The sequence below is a fragment of the Micromonospora sp. NPDC048930 genome (assembly GCF_043197935.1).
In the GTDB taxonomy this organism is placed as follows: domain Bacteria; phylum Actinomycetota; class Actinomycetes; order Mycobacteriales; family Micromonosporaceae; genus Micromonospora.
Genome location: NZ_JBICUB010000006.1, coordinates 119,294 through 134,457 on the forward strand (window position 1 = coordinate 119,294; position 15,164 = coordinate 134,457).

At 73.8% G+C, this 15,164-nt stretch carries 12 protein-coding genes; all 12 read left to right on the plus strand.

Annotated features, from left to right (window positions below; all coding sequences use genetic code 11):
• Nucleotides 1-27: 27 nt before the first annotated feature.
• The 12 genes from mraZ to ftsZ all read left to right on the plus strand — a co-directional run bounded on the left by mraZ (nucleotide 28) and on the right by ftsZ (nucleotide 15,156).
• The gene (mraZ, locus tag ACGFI9_RS17510; RefSeq protein WP_393179004.1) at nucleotides 28-459 is read left to right on the plus strand and encodes a division/cell wall cluster transcriptional repressor MraZ; all 432 of its coding nucleotides are present in this window, start codon (nucleotides 28-30) and stop codon (nucleotides 457-459) included.
• 207 nt (nucleotides 460-666) lie between these two features.
• Nucleotides 667-1,776, plus strand: coding sequence for a 16S rRNA (cytosine(1402)-N(4))-methyltransferase RsmH (gene rsmH, locus ACGFI9_RS17515; RefSeq protein ID WP_393179361.1), 1,110 nt, complete (start codon nucleotides 667-669; stop codon nucleotides 1,774-1,776).
• Entirely contained in the window at nucleotides 1,773-2,354 is a 582-nt protein-coding gene (locus ACGFI9_RS17520; RefSeq protein ID WP_393179005.1) for a hypothetical protein, read from the plus strand. The genes rsmH and ACGFI9_RS17520 overlap by 4 nt, the downstream gene beginning before the upstream one ends.
• 3 nt (nucleotides 2,355-2,357) lie before the next feature.
• On the plus strand, nucleotides 2,358-4,574 hold the full coding sequence (locus tag ACGFI9_RS17525) for a peptidoglycan D,D-transpeptidase FtsI family protein (RefSeq protein ID WP_393179006.1): 2,217 nt from the start codon (nucleotides 2,358-2,360) through the stop codon (nucleotides 4,572-4,574).
• 52 nt (nucleotides 4,575-4,626) lie between these two features.
• A complete protein-coding gene (locus ACGFI9_RS17530; RefSeq protein WP_393179007.1) occupies nucleotides 4,627-6,189 on the plus strand; it encodes a UDP-N-acetylmuramoyl-L-alanyl-D-glutamate--2,6-diaminopimelate ligase in 1,563 nt (520 codons plus the stop codon).
• Nucleotides 6,186-7,583, plus strand: a complete 1,398-nt coding sequence (murF, locus tag ACGFI9_RS17535; protein WP_393179008.1) for a UDP-N-acetylmuramoyl-tripeptide--D-alanyl-D-alanine ligase — start codon at nucleotides 6,186-6,188, stop codon at nucleotides 7,581-7,583. Before ACGFI9_RS17530 ends, murF begins: the two co-directional genes overlap by 4 nt.
• Nucleotides 7,580-8,704, plus strand: a complete 1,125-nt coding sequence (gene mraY, locus ACGFI9_RS17540; protein WP_393179009.1) for a phospho-N-acetylmuramoyl-pentapeptide-transferase — start codon at nucleotides 7,580-7,582, stop codon at nucleotides 8,702-8,704. Before murF ends, mraY begins: the two co-directional genes overlap by 4 nt.
• A 239-nt stretch (nucleotides 8,705-8,943) precedes the next feature.
• On the plus strand, nucleotides 8,944-10,359 hold the full coding sequence (locus ACGFI9_RS17545; protein ID WP_393179363.1) for an FtsW/RodA/SpoVE family cell cycle protein: 1,416 nt from the start codon (nucleotides 8,944-8,946) through the stop codon (nucleotides 10,357-10,359).
• Entirely contained in the window at nucleotides 10,359-11,465 is a 1,107-nt protein-coding gene (murG, locus tag ACGFI9_RS17550; RefSeq protein ID WP_393179010.1) for an undecaprenyldiphospho-muramoylpentapeptide beta-N-acetylglucosaminyltransferase, read from the plus strand. Before ACGFI9_RS17545 ends, murG begins: the two co-directional genes overlap by 1 nt.
• A gap of 31 nt (nucleotides 11,466-11,496) precedes the next feature.
• Nucleotides 11,497-12,987 carry a UDP-N-acetylmuramate--L-alanine ligase gene (gene murC / locus ACGFI9_RS17555; protein WP_393179011.1) on the plus strand — a complete coding sequence of 497 codons (1,491 nt, stop codon included), beginning with the start codon at nucleotides 11,497-11,499 and terminating at the stop codon, nucleotides 12,985-12,987.
• Nucleotides 12,984-13,802, plus strand: a complete 819-nt coding sequence (locus ACGFI9_RS17560; RefSeq protein ID WP_393179012.1) for a cell division protein FtsQ/DivIB — start codon at nucleotides 12,984-12,986, stop codon at nucleotides 13,800-13,802. Before murC ends, ACGFI9_RS17560 begins: the two co-directional genes overlap by 4 nt.
• Before the next feature lie 238 nt (nucleotides 13,803-14,040).
• Nucleotides 14,041-15,156: a cell division protein FtsZ gene (gene ftsZ / locus ACGFI9_RS17565; protein ID WP_393179013.1), complete on the plus strand. Its 1,116-nt coding sequence runs from the start codon at nucleotides 14,041-14,043 to the stop codon at nucleotides 15,154-15,156.
• Nucleotides 15,157-15,164: the final 8 nt, after the last annotated feature.

Here is a 15,164-nt window from a genome sequence, read left to right on the forward strand (position 1 = left end):
GCCGCTCAGGGCGAGGGGGTTGGGCCGATGTTCCTCGGCACCCACACTCCGCGCCTGGACGACAAAGGCCGGTTGATCCTGCCGGCGAAGTTCCGGGATGAGCTGGCGGGGGGTGTCGTGATCACCAAAGGGCAGGAGCGCTGCCTCTACGTCTTCCCGATGCCCGAGTTCCAGCGGATCGCCGACCAGTTGCGCGCGCAGCCGATGACCAGCAAGACGGCCCGGGCCTACAGCCGGGTCTTCTTCGCCAGCGCGCACGACGAGGTCCCGGACAAGCAGGGGCGGGTCACCATCCCCGCGCACCTGCGCTCGTACGCCGCGCTCGACCGGGATCTGGTCGTGATCGGCGCGAGCACCCGGGTGGAGATCTGGGACAAGGCGGCCTGGGAGGCCTACCTCGCGGAGAGCGAAGACGACTTCGCCGACATCGAGGAGGGGGTGCTGCCCGGCGGTCTGTAGGGCGTGACGGCGCCCGACGTACTGCGAGATCTCCAGCCGCTTTCGAGTTCCTGGCACCCCTTCCCCGGTGCCAGGCGCACGATCCGATACGGAGGGCCGCGGCCTCCGGCGGGCGGGAGCGGATGGGGATCTGGCGGTATGACGAGGCGTCGTGGCGACGACGGACGCGAGACGGACGGAAGAGGGTTTCAACCAGTGGGGGTCGAGATGGGGGAGCTACGCGGCACGCACGTGCCGGTGCTGCTCGAGCGGTGTCTCGAGTTGCTGGCCCCCGCGCTGGGGCGAACCGGACGCACCGTCCACGTCGACGCCACGCTGGGTCTGGCCGGCCACGCCGAGGCGGTGCTGGCGGCGCACCCGAACACGGTGCTGATCGGCCTGGACCGGGACACCGAGGCCCTCGCCCACGCGCGGGTCCGGCTGGCCCGGTTCGCCGACCGGATCCACCTGGAGCACGCCGTCTACGACGAGCTGCCCGAGGTGCTCGACCGGCTCGGGTACCCGGCGGTCGACGGGGTCCTGTTCGACCTGGGGGTCTCGTCGCTGCAACTGGACGCGCCCGACCGCGGGTTCGCGTACGCGCAGGACGCGCCGCTGGACATGCGGATGGACCAGACCCGGGGGGTGACCGCCGAGGAGGTGGTCAACACCTACTCCCACCCGGAGCTGGCCCGGGTGCTGCGGGTGTACGGCGAGGAGAAGTTCGCCGGGAAGATCGCCTCGGCGATCATCCGGGAGCGCGAGCGCGCCCGGATCACCTCGTCGGCCCGGTTGGCCGAACTGGTCCGGGAGAGCATTCCGGCACCGGCCAGACGAACCGGGGGACACCCGGCAAAGAGAACGTTTCAGGCTTTACGGATAGAGGTAAACAGGGAACTGGCAGCGCTGGAGGCAGCACTGCCGGCCGCTCTGGACAGCCTCACCGTGGGCGGCCGCATGGTGGTCCTGTCCTACCACTCGCTGGAGGACCGGCTCACCAAGCAGGCGCTCGCCGACCGGGTCCGCAGCAAGGGCCCGGTCGACCTCCCGGTCGAACTGCCCGGGTCGGGCCCGACGTTCCGGCTGCTCAGCCGGGGCGCCGAGCTTCCCGGGGAGGCCGAGGTGGCCGCCAACCCGCGCGCCGCCTCGGTGCGGCTGCGGGCCGCGGAGCGGCTCGACCCGGAGGCGGCCCGGCAGGGGCGTACCGACCGCGAACGGTACCGCCGCCGGGTGAAGGCGATGCACCAACCGGGGACGGGGTCACCGGGGTCCGTGCCGGACCCGGGTTCGGCTCCGGGGGACGGGAACGGGACGGACGAAGAGGGGGAGGGGACATGAACGTCAACACGCGCGAGGGCCGGGACGCCGTCGGGCAGCGCGCACCGCGGTCGGGGGGCCGGACCACGGCGCAGCGCACGCGGACCACGACGGCGGGGGTCGACCGCCGGGAGGAGACTCGCGCCCGGGGGGCGCGCGAGTTTCCCACCCAGGGCAGCGCCGCGCTGCGCCCGGCCGAGCGGACCCGGGCCACCGGCGCCCCGTCGCCGCGGCTGCGGGTCGCCCCGCCGCCGCCGGTGCGCGTGCCGCGGGCGCCGTTCGCCGGGCTGATCGTGGTGCTGGTGGTCGGCGGGGTGCTCGGCATCCTGGCGGTCAACACGAAGATCAACGAGAACGCCTTCAAGCTGGAGAAGCTCCAGCAGCAGCAGGCCAAGCTCGACGTCGACCAGCAGCAGCTGGAGAAGGAGATCGCCGACCAGAAGGCGCCGGGCAACCTCACCGCGAACGCCCGCAAGCTCGGCCTCGTCGAGTCGGGGGATCCGGCGTACATCCGGCTGCCGGACGGGAAGATGATCGGCATTCCGCACCCGGCGGAGGGTGCGCCGGCCATCACCAGCCAGCAGGGCAACGGAGGCTGAGCGGTGCCGCCGAGATCGGATGATCCGCGCCGGGACGCCACGGGCTCCCGGCGCGGTTCGTCCCGGGGCGCGGAGCCCCGGGAGCCGGGTGTCGGCGGCATCTCCGACGCGCGGGCGTACACCCCTCGGGGGCGGACCATCCGGGAGGGCGGCGGGGCCGCCCGGACCGGCGCCGGCGGGGGCGCCGAGCAGCGGCGTACCCCGCGCAGCAGCCGGTCCGGCGACCCGTTCCGGCCGGCGTTGCAGGTGCTCGACGGCGGCCGCGCCGGGGCCACCCGCGCCGGCCGCCGGGAGACCGCCCCCGGTGGCCGGTCCGGCGTGGTCCGCACCGTGTCGCCCCGGTCGGTGCGGGAGCCGTTCGACGACGACGAGCCGCCGGCGCCACCGCGGCGCCGGCCGGGCCCGCGCCGCCCGGAGCGTCCGGCCGCCGCCCGGCGGCCGTCCCGCAAGCCGCGCCGCCCGCCGAAGCTCGCCGATCCGCGCCGGCGGCTGCGGCTCGGCACGCTGCTGGCCCTGACGCTCTTCGCCACCATCGGCGTCCGGCTGGTCTTCCTGCAGACCGTCAACACCCCGGCGTACGCCGACGGCGGGCTGCCCAACCGGCTCACCGTGGTCGAGCTGCCGGCCCCGCGCGGGGCCATCTACGACCGCACCGGCGCCCCGCTGGCGAACAGCGTGGAGGCGCGGTACGTCTACGCCGATCCGACCCTGGTCAAGGACCGGTTGGCCACCGCCCGGCTGCTCTCCCCGCTGCTCGGGGTGCCGGTCTCCGAGCTGGCCGACAGGATGAAGCAGCGCACCCTCCCCGGCACCAGCACGAAGTCGCGGTTCGAGTACCTGGCCCGCGGTGTCAAGATCGACACGGCCAAGCAGATCATGGCGCTGGACCTGGCCGGCATCGGTGTGCACCGGGACGAACGGCGCGAGGTGCCCGGCGGCGACCTGGCCGCCAACCTGATCGGCTTCGTCAGCCAGGACATGGTCGGGCTGGAGGGCCTGGAGGCCAAGTACGACGACGTGCTGGAGGGCCAGGCGGGCAAGAAGACGTACGAGGTGGGGCAGGGCGACCTGGCCGCCCCGATCCCGGGCGGCTACAGCCTGACCACCCCGGCCAAGCCCGGTGGCTCGCTGCAGCTGACCATCGACCGGGACCTCCAGTTCATGACCCAGCGGATCCTGTCGAACCGGATGGCCCAGACGAAGGGCAGCGTCGGGGCGGCCGTGATCATCGACGTGCCGACCGGCGAGGTGCTGGCCCAGGCGAGCTACCCCGGCTACAACGCGGCCGACCCGGAGAAGGTCAACTCCCCGAGCGACCGGGAGGACGCCGCCACCAGCTTCATCGTCGACCCGGGCTCGATCCACAAGGCGATCACCTACGGCGCCGCCCTCCAGGAGGGCGTGATCACCCCGGACACCGCCTTCCCGGTCGCCAACACGATCACCAGGGGCGGCGTCACCTTCCGGGACACCCACCCGGCGAACGGGCGGAAGATGAGCATCCCCGGCATGCTCGCCTTCTCGTCCAACGTCGGGACCATCGAGATCGCCGACAAGCTGGGCCCGGACCGGCTGATCGACTACCAGAAGCGGTTCGGGCTCGGGCAGCCCACCGGCGAGGGGATGCCGGGGGAGGCCCACGGCCGGCTGCTCCCCGCCGACCAGTGGAGCGGCTCGTCGTACGGGTCGGTGCCGATCGGGCACAGCGTGGACGCCACCCCGCTGCAGATGGCCGCCGCGTACAACGCGATCGCCAACAACGGCACGTACGTCCAGCCGCACCTGATCAAGAACGTGATCGACGCGAACGGGAAGAAGACCCCGTCCCCGGCTCCGGTCACCCGCTCGGTGCTCAGCCCGCAGAACGCGGCGGCGCTGCGCACCATGCTGGAGGCGGTCACCACGGTCGACGGCCCGGACGGGCGGGCCACCGGCCTGGCCGCCGCCGTCCCCGGCTACCGGATCGCCGGCAAGACCGGCACCGGCCTGCGGTACGACAACGGCAAGCCGCAGCCCGGCGAGGTCGGCTCGTTCATCGGGATGGCCCCGGCGGAGCACCCGCGGTACGTGGTGGCGGTCTTCGTCTGGAGCCCGGGCGGCGAGGGCGGCACGGTGGCCGCGCCGGCCTTCCGGGAGATGATGGGCTTCACCCTCCGGCACTACCGGGTGCCGCCCTCGGCGACCAACCGGTCCCCGAAGTTCGAGGTCTTTCCGCGCTGAGCGGGGACGGCGGGACATGATCGGTGAGTGGCGACGAACCACCGGGGCGGCTGTGCGGTCGGAACCGGACGACCGGGTAGGGTCTGACGCCGTGCCCGGCAATCCACGTCCCCGTACCGTGAATCCCGTCCGGCTCGGCGACCTCGCCGCCCGGGTGGCGGTGGTCCCGCCCGAGGGGGCCGCCGAGGTGGCCGTCACCGGGGTGACCCACGCCAGCCAGGAGGTCCGCGCCGGCGACCTGTACGCGGCCCTGCCCGGCGCCCGCCGGCACGGCGCGGAGTTCGCCGCCGGCGCGGCCGAGGCCGGCGCGGTGGCCGTGCTCACCGACCCGGCCGGCGTCGAGCTGGCCGCCGCCGCGGGCCTGCCCGTGCTGGTGGTGGACGACCCGCGGGCGGTGCTCGGCGACATCGCCGCCACCGTCTACGGCGACCCCACCGCCGGGCTGCTGGTGATCGGGGTGACCGGCACCGCCGGGAAGACCTCCACCAGCTACCTGATCGAGTCCGGGCTGCGCGCCGCCGGGCACACCACCGGCCTGATCGGCACGGTCGAGACCCGCCTCGGCGACCTGGTCGTGGACAGCGTGCGGACCACCCCGGAGGCCACCGACCTGCACGCCATGCTCGCCGTGGCCCGGGAGCGCGGGGTCGACGCGGTGGTCATGGAGGTGTCCAGCCACGCCCTGGCCATGGGCCGGGTCGGCGGGGTGCGGTTCACCGTCGGCGGCTACACCAACTTCGGCTCCGACCACCTGGACTTCCACGCCGACGAGGCGGACTACTTCGCGGCCAAGGCGAAGCTCTTCGACGGGCGCTGCCAGGTCGAGGTGCTCAACCACGACGATCCGGCGCTGGCTCCGCTGCGCAAGCCGGCGACCGTGACCTACTCGGCGGCCGGCGACCCGACCGCCACCTGGTGGGCGGACGGGATCGACGGCGAGGGGTACACCCAGCGCTTCACGGCGCACGGCCCGGACGCGGTGGTCCTGCCGACCGGCGTGGCGCTGCCCGGCCGGCACAACGTGGCCAACGCGCTGCTCGCCATCGCCGTGCTGGTGGCCGCCGGGGTCGACCCGGCCACCGCGGCGGCCGGCGTGGCCGCCTGCGGCGGGGTGCCCGGGCGGCTGGAGCTGGTCAGCGGCGACGCCCCGGTCCGGGGCGTGGTCGACTACGCGCACAAGGCGAACGCCATCGAGGCGGTCCTGGTGGCCCTGCGGGGCCTGACCGCCGGCCGGCTGATCTGCGTCCTGGGCGCCGGCGGCGACCGGGACCGGGGCAAGCGGCCGGTGATGGGCGCGACCGCCGCGCAGGGCGCCGACGTGGTGCTGGTGACCGACGACAACCCGCGCACCGAGGATCCGGCCGCGATCCGGGCCGAGGTGCTGGCCGGCGCGTACGCGGCGAGCACCGCCGCGCGGATCATCGAGGTGCCCGGCCGGCGGGCCGCGATCGAGGAGGCGGTCCGGGTGGCCGAACCGGGTGACGTGGTGGCGCTGCTGGGCAAGGGGCAGGAACGCGGCCAGGAGATCAACGGCGAGGTGCTGCCGTTCGACGACCGGGTGGAGCTGGCCGAGGCGCTGCGCGCCCGCTTCGGCGACCGGGTGGGGCAGCCATGATCCCACTGACCCTGGCCGAGGCCGCCACGGCCGTCGGCGGGCGGCTGGTCGCCGCCGACCCGGACGTCCGGGTGACCGGCTCGGTCGAGTTCGACTCGCGCAAGGTCACCCCGGGCGGCCTCTTCGTCGCCTTCCCCGGCGAGAAGGTGGACGGGCACGACTACGCCGCCGGCGCGGTGTCCTCCGGCGCGGTGGCCGTGCTCGGCACCCGGGAGGTGCCCGGGGTGCCGATGGTGCTGGTCGCCGACGCGCTCGACGCGATGGGCCGGCTGGCCCGCGCGGTGGTCGACCGGCTGCCCGAGCTGACCGTGATCGGGCTGACCGGCTCCTCCGGCAAGACCACCACCAAAGACCTGATCGCCCAGCTCGCCGTCCGGCTCGGCCCGACGGTGGCCCCGCCCGGCTCGTTCAACAACGAGCTGGGCCACCCGTACACCGCGCTGCAGGCCGGCCCGGAGACCCGCTACCTGGTGATGGAGAAGGGCGCCCGGGGGGTGGGGCACGTCCGCTACCTGTGCGACGTGGTGCCCCCGCGGATCTCCGTGGTGCTCAACGTCGGCGTGGCGCACCTCGGCGAGTTCGGCTCGGTGGAGACCATCGCGCTGGCCAAGGGGGAGCTGGTCGAGGCGCTGCCGGCCGACGGGCTGGCGGTGCTGAACACCGACGACCCCCGGGTCGACGCGATGGCGTCGCGGACCGGGGCCCGGGTGGTCCGGTACGGCGAGTCGGAGCGGGCCGACGTGCGGGCGGTGGACGTGACGCTGGACGGGCGGGGGCGCCCGTCGTACACCCTGGTGACCCCGGAGGGGAGCGCGCCGGTGCGGCTCGGGCTGACCGGGCGGCACCAGGTCTCCAACTCGCTCGCCGCCGCGGCGGTCGCCCGCGAGCTGGGGATGCCGCTGGCCGAGCTGGCCGTCGCGCTGGGCGAGCTGGGCCTGGTCTCCACCCGCCGGATGGACGTCTTCGAACGCTCCGACGGGGTCACCGTGATCGACGACTCGTACAACGCCAACCCGGCCTCGATGACGGTCGCGCTCCGGGCGCTGGCGAGCATGCGCGGGCGGGGGCGTACCGTCGCGGTGCTCGGTTACATGGCCGAGTTGGGCGACTTCGAACGGGAGGGGCACCAGCAGGTCGGCCGGCTCGCGGCCGAGCTGGGTGTCGACCGGCTGCTCGTGGTGGGCGAGCCGGCGGCGCCGATCCACGAAGGCGCGACAGCGGTAGGTAGTTGGGGAGGAGAGTCGGTGCTGCTCACCGATCAGGCGGCGGCCGTCGAGGTGCTGCGGAGCGAGCTGCGTCCGGGTGACGTGGTCCTGGTGAAGGGCTCCCGGTACCGCACCTGGGAGGTGGCCGACGCGCTGCGCGAGGCCACCGGGGAGAAGGTCACCTCATGAGGGCGGTCATCGTCGCCATCGGGGTCGCCTTCCTCATCTCCCTGTTCTGCACCCCGATCGCGATCAAGGTGTTCACCCGGCTCAAGGCCGGCCAGCCGATCCGGGCCGAGGGCCCGGCCATGCACCAGGGCAAGAAGGGCACGCCGACGATGGGCGGCGTGGTCTTCATCCTGGCCACGGTGATCGCGTACGTCGCCGGCCACCTGGCGCTGACCACCCTGCCGGAGGCGCAGATCGCCCAGGTCGAGCCGACCATCACGGCGCTGGTGCTGCTGGGGCTGATGGTGTTCTCCGGCGCGGTCGGCTTCATCGACGACTTCCTCAAGGTCCGCAAGCGGCACAGCGGCGGTCTGAACAAGCGGGGCAAGCTCGCCGGCCAGATCCTGGTCGGCGCGATCTTCGGCGTCGTGGCGCTCTACTTCCCCAGCAACATGTACGGCCCGGCGGGCAACCAGACCAACACCGAGACCGTCGGCAGCACCACGCTGAGCTTCATCCGGGACATCCCGGCGCTGGAGATCGGCAAGGTCGGCGCGGTCATCGTCATCGTCCTGGTGGTGATGGCGGCGACCAACGGCGTCAACCTCACCGACGGCCTGGACGGCCTGGCCACCGGCGCCTCGGTGATGGTGCTCAGCGCGTACGGGCTGATCGCCTTCTGGCAGTACCGGCACTGGTGCGCCGACCCGAACTACACCGAGGCGTACTGCTACACGGTCCGGGACCCGCTGGAGATCGCGCTGATCGCCGGGGCGGCGGCCGGGGCGTGCGTGGGCTTCCTCTGGTGGAACACCTCGCCGGCCCGGATCTTCATGGGCGACACCGGCGCGCTGGGCCTCGGCGGCCTGATCGCGGGCATGGCGATGTCCACCCGGACCATCCTGCTGCTGCCGATCCTCGGCGCGCTGTTCGTGATCATCACGATGTCGGTGGTGATCCAGATCATCTCGTTCCGCACCACCGGCAAGCGGGTGTTCCGGATGTCGCCGCTCCAGCACCACTTCGAGCTGGCCGGCTGGAGCGAGGTCAACATCGTGGTCCGGTTCTGGATCATCGCCGGCATCGGCGTGGCCATCGGGCTCGGCCTGTTCTACAGCGAGTTCCTCGCCGCCGTCACCTGACCGGCACCCGTCCGTGACGGAGGGGTCCCCCGGTGTGACCGCCGGACCCCGTTTCGCGTTCCGACACGCCGACCGGCCGGTTTGCGCCACGGGCGGGCCGGCCGAGCCGCGATGATGGGCACGTGGGGGAGGGACGAGACACCGAGGGCACGACCGACACGCCGGCCGGACGGTCGCCCGCCGCGACCCGGACGGCCGACCCGCCGGGCCCGCTGCTCGGGCTGGACGCCGCCGGTGGCCTGGCCGCGCTGCGCGGCCTGCTGGCCCGGCCGCTGGCCTCCTACTACCTGCTGCTCTCCAGCGCCGGCCTGCTGCTGCTCATCGGCCTCACCATGGTCTTCTCGGCGACCAGCGTCCGGGACTTCGCGCAGGACGGCGACGCCTCGGCGTCGCTGACCAAGCAGACGATCTTCGCGGTGATCGGCATCGTGGCGTTCTGGGCCTGCCAGCGGCTGCCCGTGCGCACGTTCCGGGCGCTCGCCCGGCCGGCGCTCGGCCTGGCCGTGGTGCTGCTGCTGATCCTCAACCTGCTGGTCGCGCTGGAGGCGCTGTTCCGGGTCACCTCGATCGGCCCGCTCGAGGCCCGGCTGCTCTGGCTCTATCTCGGCCCGATCTCGGTGCAGCCGGTCGAGGTGGCCAAGTTCGCGCTGGTGCTGTGGGGTGCGCACGTGCTGGCCCGCAAGGGCGCCGCGCTGGGCTGGTGGAAGGAGTTGGCCACCCCGCTGTTCCCGGTGGTCGGCCTGCTCTTCGTGCTGGTCGGCTACAACGACCTGGGCAGCATGCTCTGCCTGCTGGCGCTGGTGGTCGGGATGCTCTGGGCGGCCGGGGTCCGGCTGCAGGTGTTCGCCGCGCTCACCGCGGTCGGGCTGGCCGGCGTCGGCCTGCTGGTGGCCGCCGCCTCACTGGGCGCCGGCTCCGGCGCCCGGGACGCCAGCAACTACCGGCTGACCCGGCTCACCTCGTTCCTCGACCCGCCCGACCCGAAGACCTGCTTCCAGGAGCAGCTCGAAGGCTGCTACCAGCTCGTCCAGGCGCGCTACGCGGTCCAGCACGGCGGCTGGTTCGGCGTCGGGCTCGGCAAGAGCACCCTGAAGTGGAACTGGCTGCCCGAGGCGCACAACGACTTCATCTTCGCGATCATCGCCGAGGAGCTGGGCGTGGTCGGCTGCACCGTGGTCCTGGTGCTCTTCGCCGTGCTGGCCTACAGCGGGCTGCGGATCGCCCGGCGGGTGGAGGACCCGTTCCGCCGGCTCGCCGCCGCGGGGGCCACCGCCTGGCTGGTCGGCCAGGCCGTGATCAACATCGGCGGCGTCACCGGCCTGCTGCCGCTGACCGGGGTGCCGCTGCCGTTCATCTCCGACGGCGGCAGCGCCCTGGTGGTGACCCTGGCCGCGGTCGGGATGCTCGCCTCCTTCGCCCGCGCCGAGCCGGACGCGGCCCGAGCCCTGCATGCCCGTCCGCCGGCCCGGTGGGTCCGACTAGTCTGGGCCCCGTTGCCGCCGCTTCCCGGCCGGCGCCGCCGACCGGCGTCGCCCGGGGCGGACCGAGGGTCCGTACCCCGGTCCCGGACGCGGCGGGAGGACGACCAGGCCGCGGCCCGCGGCGCCCGGTCCGGCCGGACGCGCGTCGGCGCGGGGAACGAGAGGAGACGCTGATGGGTCCGCTGCGTTCGGTGGTGCTCTGCGGAGGGGGTACGGGTGGGCACATCTACCCGTTGCTCGCCTTCGCCGACTGCCTGCGCCGACACGACCCCAGCGTCCGGATCACCTGTCTGGGCACACCGAAGGGCCTGGAGAACGAGCTGATCCCGCCGGCCGGCTACGACCTGCGGCAGATCCCCGCCTACCAGCTGCCCCGCTCGGTCAACATGAGCCTGGTGCGCACCCCGGACCGGATGTGGAAGGCGGCCCGCGCGGCGGGCAAGGTGATCGACGAGGTGCAGGCCGACGTGGTGGTCGGCTTCGGCGGGTACGTCTCCGTCCCCGGCTACCTGGCCGCCTGGCGACGGGAGCTGCCGATCGTCATCCACGAGGTGAACGTGCCGCCGGGCGTGGCCAACCGGCTCGGGATGAAGTTCACCAAGCACGTCGCGGTGGGCTTCCCGCACCAGCCGACGCAGGCCGAGTCGCTGCGCGACGCCCGGGTGGTCGGGGTGCCGCTGCGCCGGGGCATCGCCGGCCTGGACCGGGCCGCCATGCGCAACGCCGCGCGGGCCCACTTCGGACTCCGCCCCGACCTGCCGGTGCTCTTCGTCGCCGGCGGCTCGCAGGGCGCCCGCTCGATCAACCTGGCCGTTGCCGGGGCGGCCAAGGAGCTGGCCCGCAACGGCGTGCAGGTGCTGCACGTGATCGGCGCCCGCAACGAGCCGGTCCCCGTCCCCACCGACCTGCCGGTGCCGTACGTGACCCTGCCCTACCTGTCCGAGATGGAGCTCGGGTACGCCGCCGCCGACCTGATGCTGGGCCGGGGCGGGGCGATGACCTGCGCCGAGGTGGCCGCCATCGGCCTGCCCACCATCTACGTGCCGTACCCGCACAGCAACCAGGAGCAGAAGCGCAACGCGCTGCCCGTGGTGCAGGCCGGTGGCGGGCTGCTCGTCGACGACGGCGAGCTCACCCCGGACTGGCTGGAGCGTACGGTGATCCCGCTGATCCGGGACCCGCAGCGGCTCGCCGCGATGGGCGCCGCCGCGGCCGCGTACGGCCGGCGCGACGGCGACGTCGCCCTGCTGAACTTCGTCTACGAGGCGGTGAGCCGCTGATGCCGGCCGCCGCGACGGGAAGGTACCGCTCATGAACACCGCGCAGTTCACCCCCGCCGGCACGATGACCGCGGAGGACCTGGGCCGGATCCACCTGATCGGGGTGGGTGGCGTCGGCATGAGCGGCCTGGCCCGGCTCTTCCTCACCCGGGGCCTGCCGGTCTCCGGCAGCGAGCTGCGGGAGTGGCCGTCGCTGGCCGGCCTGCGGGCGCTCGGCGGCACCATCCACATGAGCCACGAGGCGTCGAACCTCGACGGGGTGGACACCGTGGTCTACTCCTCGGCGATCCCCCAGGACCACCTGGAGATGGTCGAGGCGCGCCGGCGCGGCCTGCGGGTGCTGCACCGGTCCGAGGCCCTGGCCGCCGCGATGACCGGCCGCCGCACGGTGGCGGTCGCCGGCACCCACGGCAAGACCACCACCACCTCGATGGTCACCATGGTGCTGCAGCAGGCCGGCACCGACCCGTCCTTCGTGATCGGCGGGGAGATCTCCGAGGTCGGCTCCGGCGCCCACCACGGCACCGGCGAGTACTTCGTGGTCGAGGCGGACGAGAGCGACCGGTCGTTCCTCATCTACCGCCCGTTCGTGTCGGTCATCACGAACATCGAGGCGGACCACCTCAACACCTACGGCGACCTGGCCACCCTGGAGGCCGCCTTCGCCGAGTTCGCCCGGCTCACCGACCCCGCGGGGTTCATCGTCACCTGCGCCGACGACGCGGGCGGCCGGCGGCTGGCCGAGACGCTGCGCGCCGAGGGGCGCCGGGTCTGGACGTACGGCGAGGCGCCCGACGCCGACCTGCGGATGAGCGAGGTGACCTCCTCCGCCCGGGGCGTGCGTTACCTGGCCGAGGTCGAGGGCCGCTCGCTGGGCGAGATCCGGCTGCCGATCCCCGGGCGGCACATGGCGCTCAACAGCGCCGCGGCCGTGCTCGCGGCGTACCTGCTGGAACTGCCGGTGACGGCGGCCGAGGCGGCGCTCGGCGCGTTCCCCGGGGTGCGGCGGCGCTTCGAGCGCAAGGGCGTCGCGGACGGCGTGCTGGTCTACGACGAGTACGCGTACCACCCGACCTCGATGTCGCTGGCCCTGCAGACGCTGCGCGAGGTGGCCGGCGAGGGACGGCTGATCGTGGTCTTCCAGCCGTACCGGCTCTACCGCACCCGCGACCTCCAGGCGGAGATCGCCGCCGCCCTCGCCATCGCCGACGAGCTGGTGCTGCTGGAGGTCTTCGGGCCGGGCGAGCTGCGCCAGCCCGGCGAGGGCTCGGCGGCGCTGATCGAGGCGGTGCCGCTGCCGGCCGACCGGAAGGTCTTCGTCGAGGCGTGGGACGACGTGCCGGCCGAGGTGGCCCGCCGGGCCCGGCCCGGCGACGTGGTGGTGACCATGGGCGCCCCGCCGATCTCGCTGATGGGCGACCAGCTGCTCGACGCGCTGCTGGCGCGGACCGGTGAGCCGGGCGGCGCGGCGGCGATCGGCACCGGCGTCGACCCGGACGGCGCGGCGGCCACGGCCGGATGAGTCCCGGCCCGGCCCGTGGCCGGACCCGCGGTCAGGACGGCGGGGCCGGCCGGCGCAACCCGGTACGGCAGTGGCAGCTGGTCCGGGCCGGCGCCGACGCCGTACCCCCGTCCACCCGGCGCTTCATGGCGCGGGCCCGGCAGCGCCGGATGCGCGCGGCGCTGCCCTGGGCGGTGGTCGCCGGCGTGCTGGCGCTCGCCGGGCTGGTCGCCTGGACCGTGCTCGGCACCGGCCTGTTCGGCGTCCGGGAGGTACGGGTCGTCGGCGCGGAGCTGGTCACGCCGGTCGAGGTCCGGGAGGCCGCGGCCGTGCCGGACGACGCGCCGCTGGCCCGGGTGGACCTCGCCGCCACCGCCCGCCGGGTCGGCGTCCTCGCCCCGGTGGAACGGGCCACGGTGGAGCGGGACTGGCCGGGGACGCTGGTGATCCGGGTGGTGGAGCGGACCCCGGTGGCGGCGGTGCCGCAGGGGGACCGGTTCGCGGTGATCGACCGCGGCGGGGTGGTCTTCCAGAGCCTGCCCCGGGTCCCCGACGGCTTGCCGGTGATCCGGGTCGGCGAGCCGGCGCCGGACGACCCGGGCACCCGGGCCGGGCTGGCGGTGCTGGCCGCGCTCAGCCCGCAGTTGCGCGCCGAGCTGGTCTCGGTGGACGTGGCCGGGCTGGCCCGGATCACCGTGCGGCTGCACGGCGACCGGACGGTGTTCTGGGGGGACGCGACCCGGGGCCGGGACAAGTCCGAAGTGGCCACCGCACTGCTCGGTCGGAAGGCCGACACGATGGACGTCAGCGCCCCGGACGTGGTCACCTACCAGTGATCGGTCGGTCAGCGACTGTGTCGCCGCCCGCTCCCGGGGCGACACGCCGGAAAGGTCCTTGGCTCATCGCGCGGCGGCGCATACGTTGCCCCGAAGAGATCAGTGGTTGACATAACCCTAAGCCTCTAGTAGAGGGTGAGGGTTTCAACCCTCGGCCTCGCCGGGAACTGCTCCGCCGCTGATCTGGCCAAGCCGTGTGGGGTCGGCCCATGCCAATCTCGAAGGGAAAGGACCGGAGATGACACCTCCGCACAACTACCTGGCGGTCATCAAGGTCGTCGGCATCGGGGGCGGCGGCGTCAACGCCGTCAACCGGATGATCGAGGTTGGGCTCAAGGGCGTCGAGTTCATCGCGATCAACACCGACGCGCAGGCGCTGCTGATGAGCGACGCCGACGTCAAGCTCGACGTGGGCCGGGAGCTGACCCGGGGCCTGGGCGCCGGGGCCAACCCGGACGTCGGGAAGAACGCGGCCGAGGACCACCGCGACGAGATCGAGGAGGTGCTCAAGGGCGCCGACATGGTCTTCGTGACCTGCGGTGAGGGCGGCGGCACCGGCACCGGCGGCGCGCCGGTGGTGGCGAACATCGCCCGCAAGCTCGGCGCGCTCACCATCGGCGTGGTCACCCGGCCGTTCTCCTTCGAGGGCAAGCGCCGCCAGGTGCAGGCCGAGTCCGGCATCGAGGAGCTGCGCAACCAGTGCGACACGCTCATCGTGATCCCGAACGACCGGCTGCTCGCCCTCGGTGACCGGAACATCTCCATGATGGACGCCTTCCGGACCGCCGACCAGGTGCTCCTCTCCGGTGTCCAGGGCATCACCGACCTGATCACCACGCCGGGTCTGATCAACCTGGACTTCGCCGACGTCAAGAGCGTGATGAGCGGCGCGGGCAGCGCGCTGATGGGCATCGGCAGCGCCCGCGGCGAGAACCGCGCGGTCGAGGCGGCCGAGGCGGCCATCTCGAGCCCGCTGCTGGAGCAGAGCATGGACGGCGCGCGCGGCGTGCTGCTCTCCATCGCCGGCGGCTCCGACCTGGGCCTGTTCGAGATCAACGACGCCGCGCAGCTGGTCACCGACGCGGCCCACCCGGACGCCAACATCATCTTCGGCGCGGTCATCGACGACGCGCTCGGCGACGAGGTACGGGTGACGGTGATCGCCGCCGGCTTCGACGGGGGCGCGCCGGCGTACAAGGCGGTGGAGCCGGCCCGCAAGAGCAACCAGAACCAGCCGGCCCAGGCGAGCGCGGCGGTCACGCCGCCGACCACCATGCCGGCCCCGCAGCAGTCGCCACGCCGGGTGCTCTTCGACGACGTCGACGTGCCCGACTTCCTCAAGAACGGGTCCTGAACCGCGCC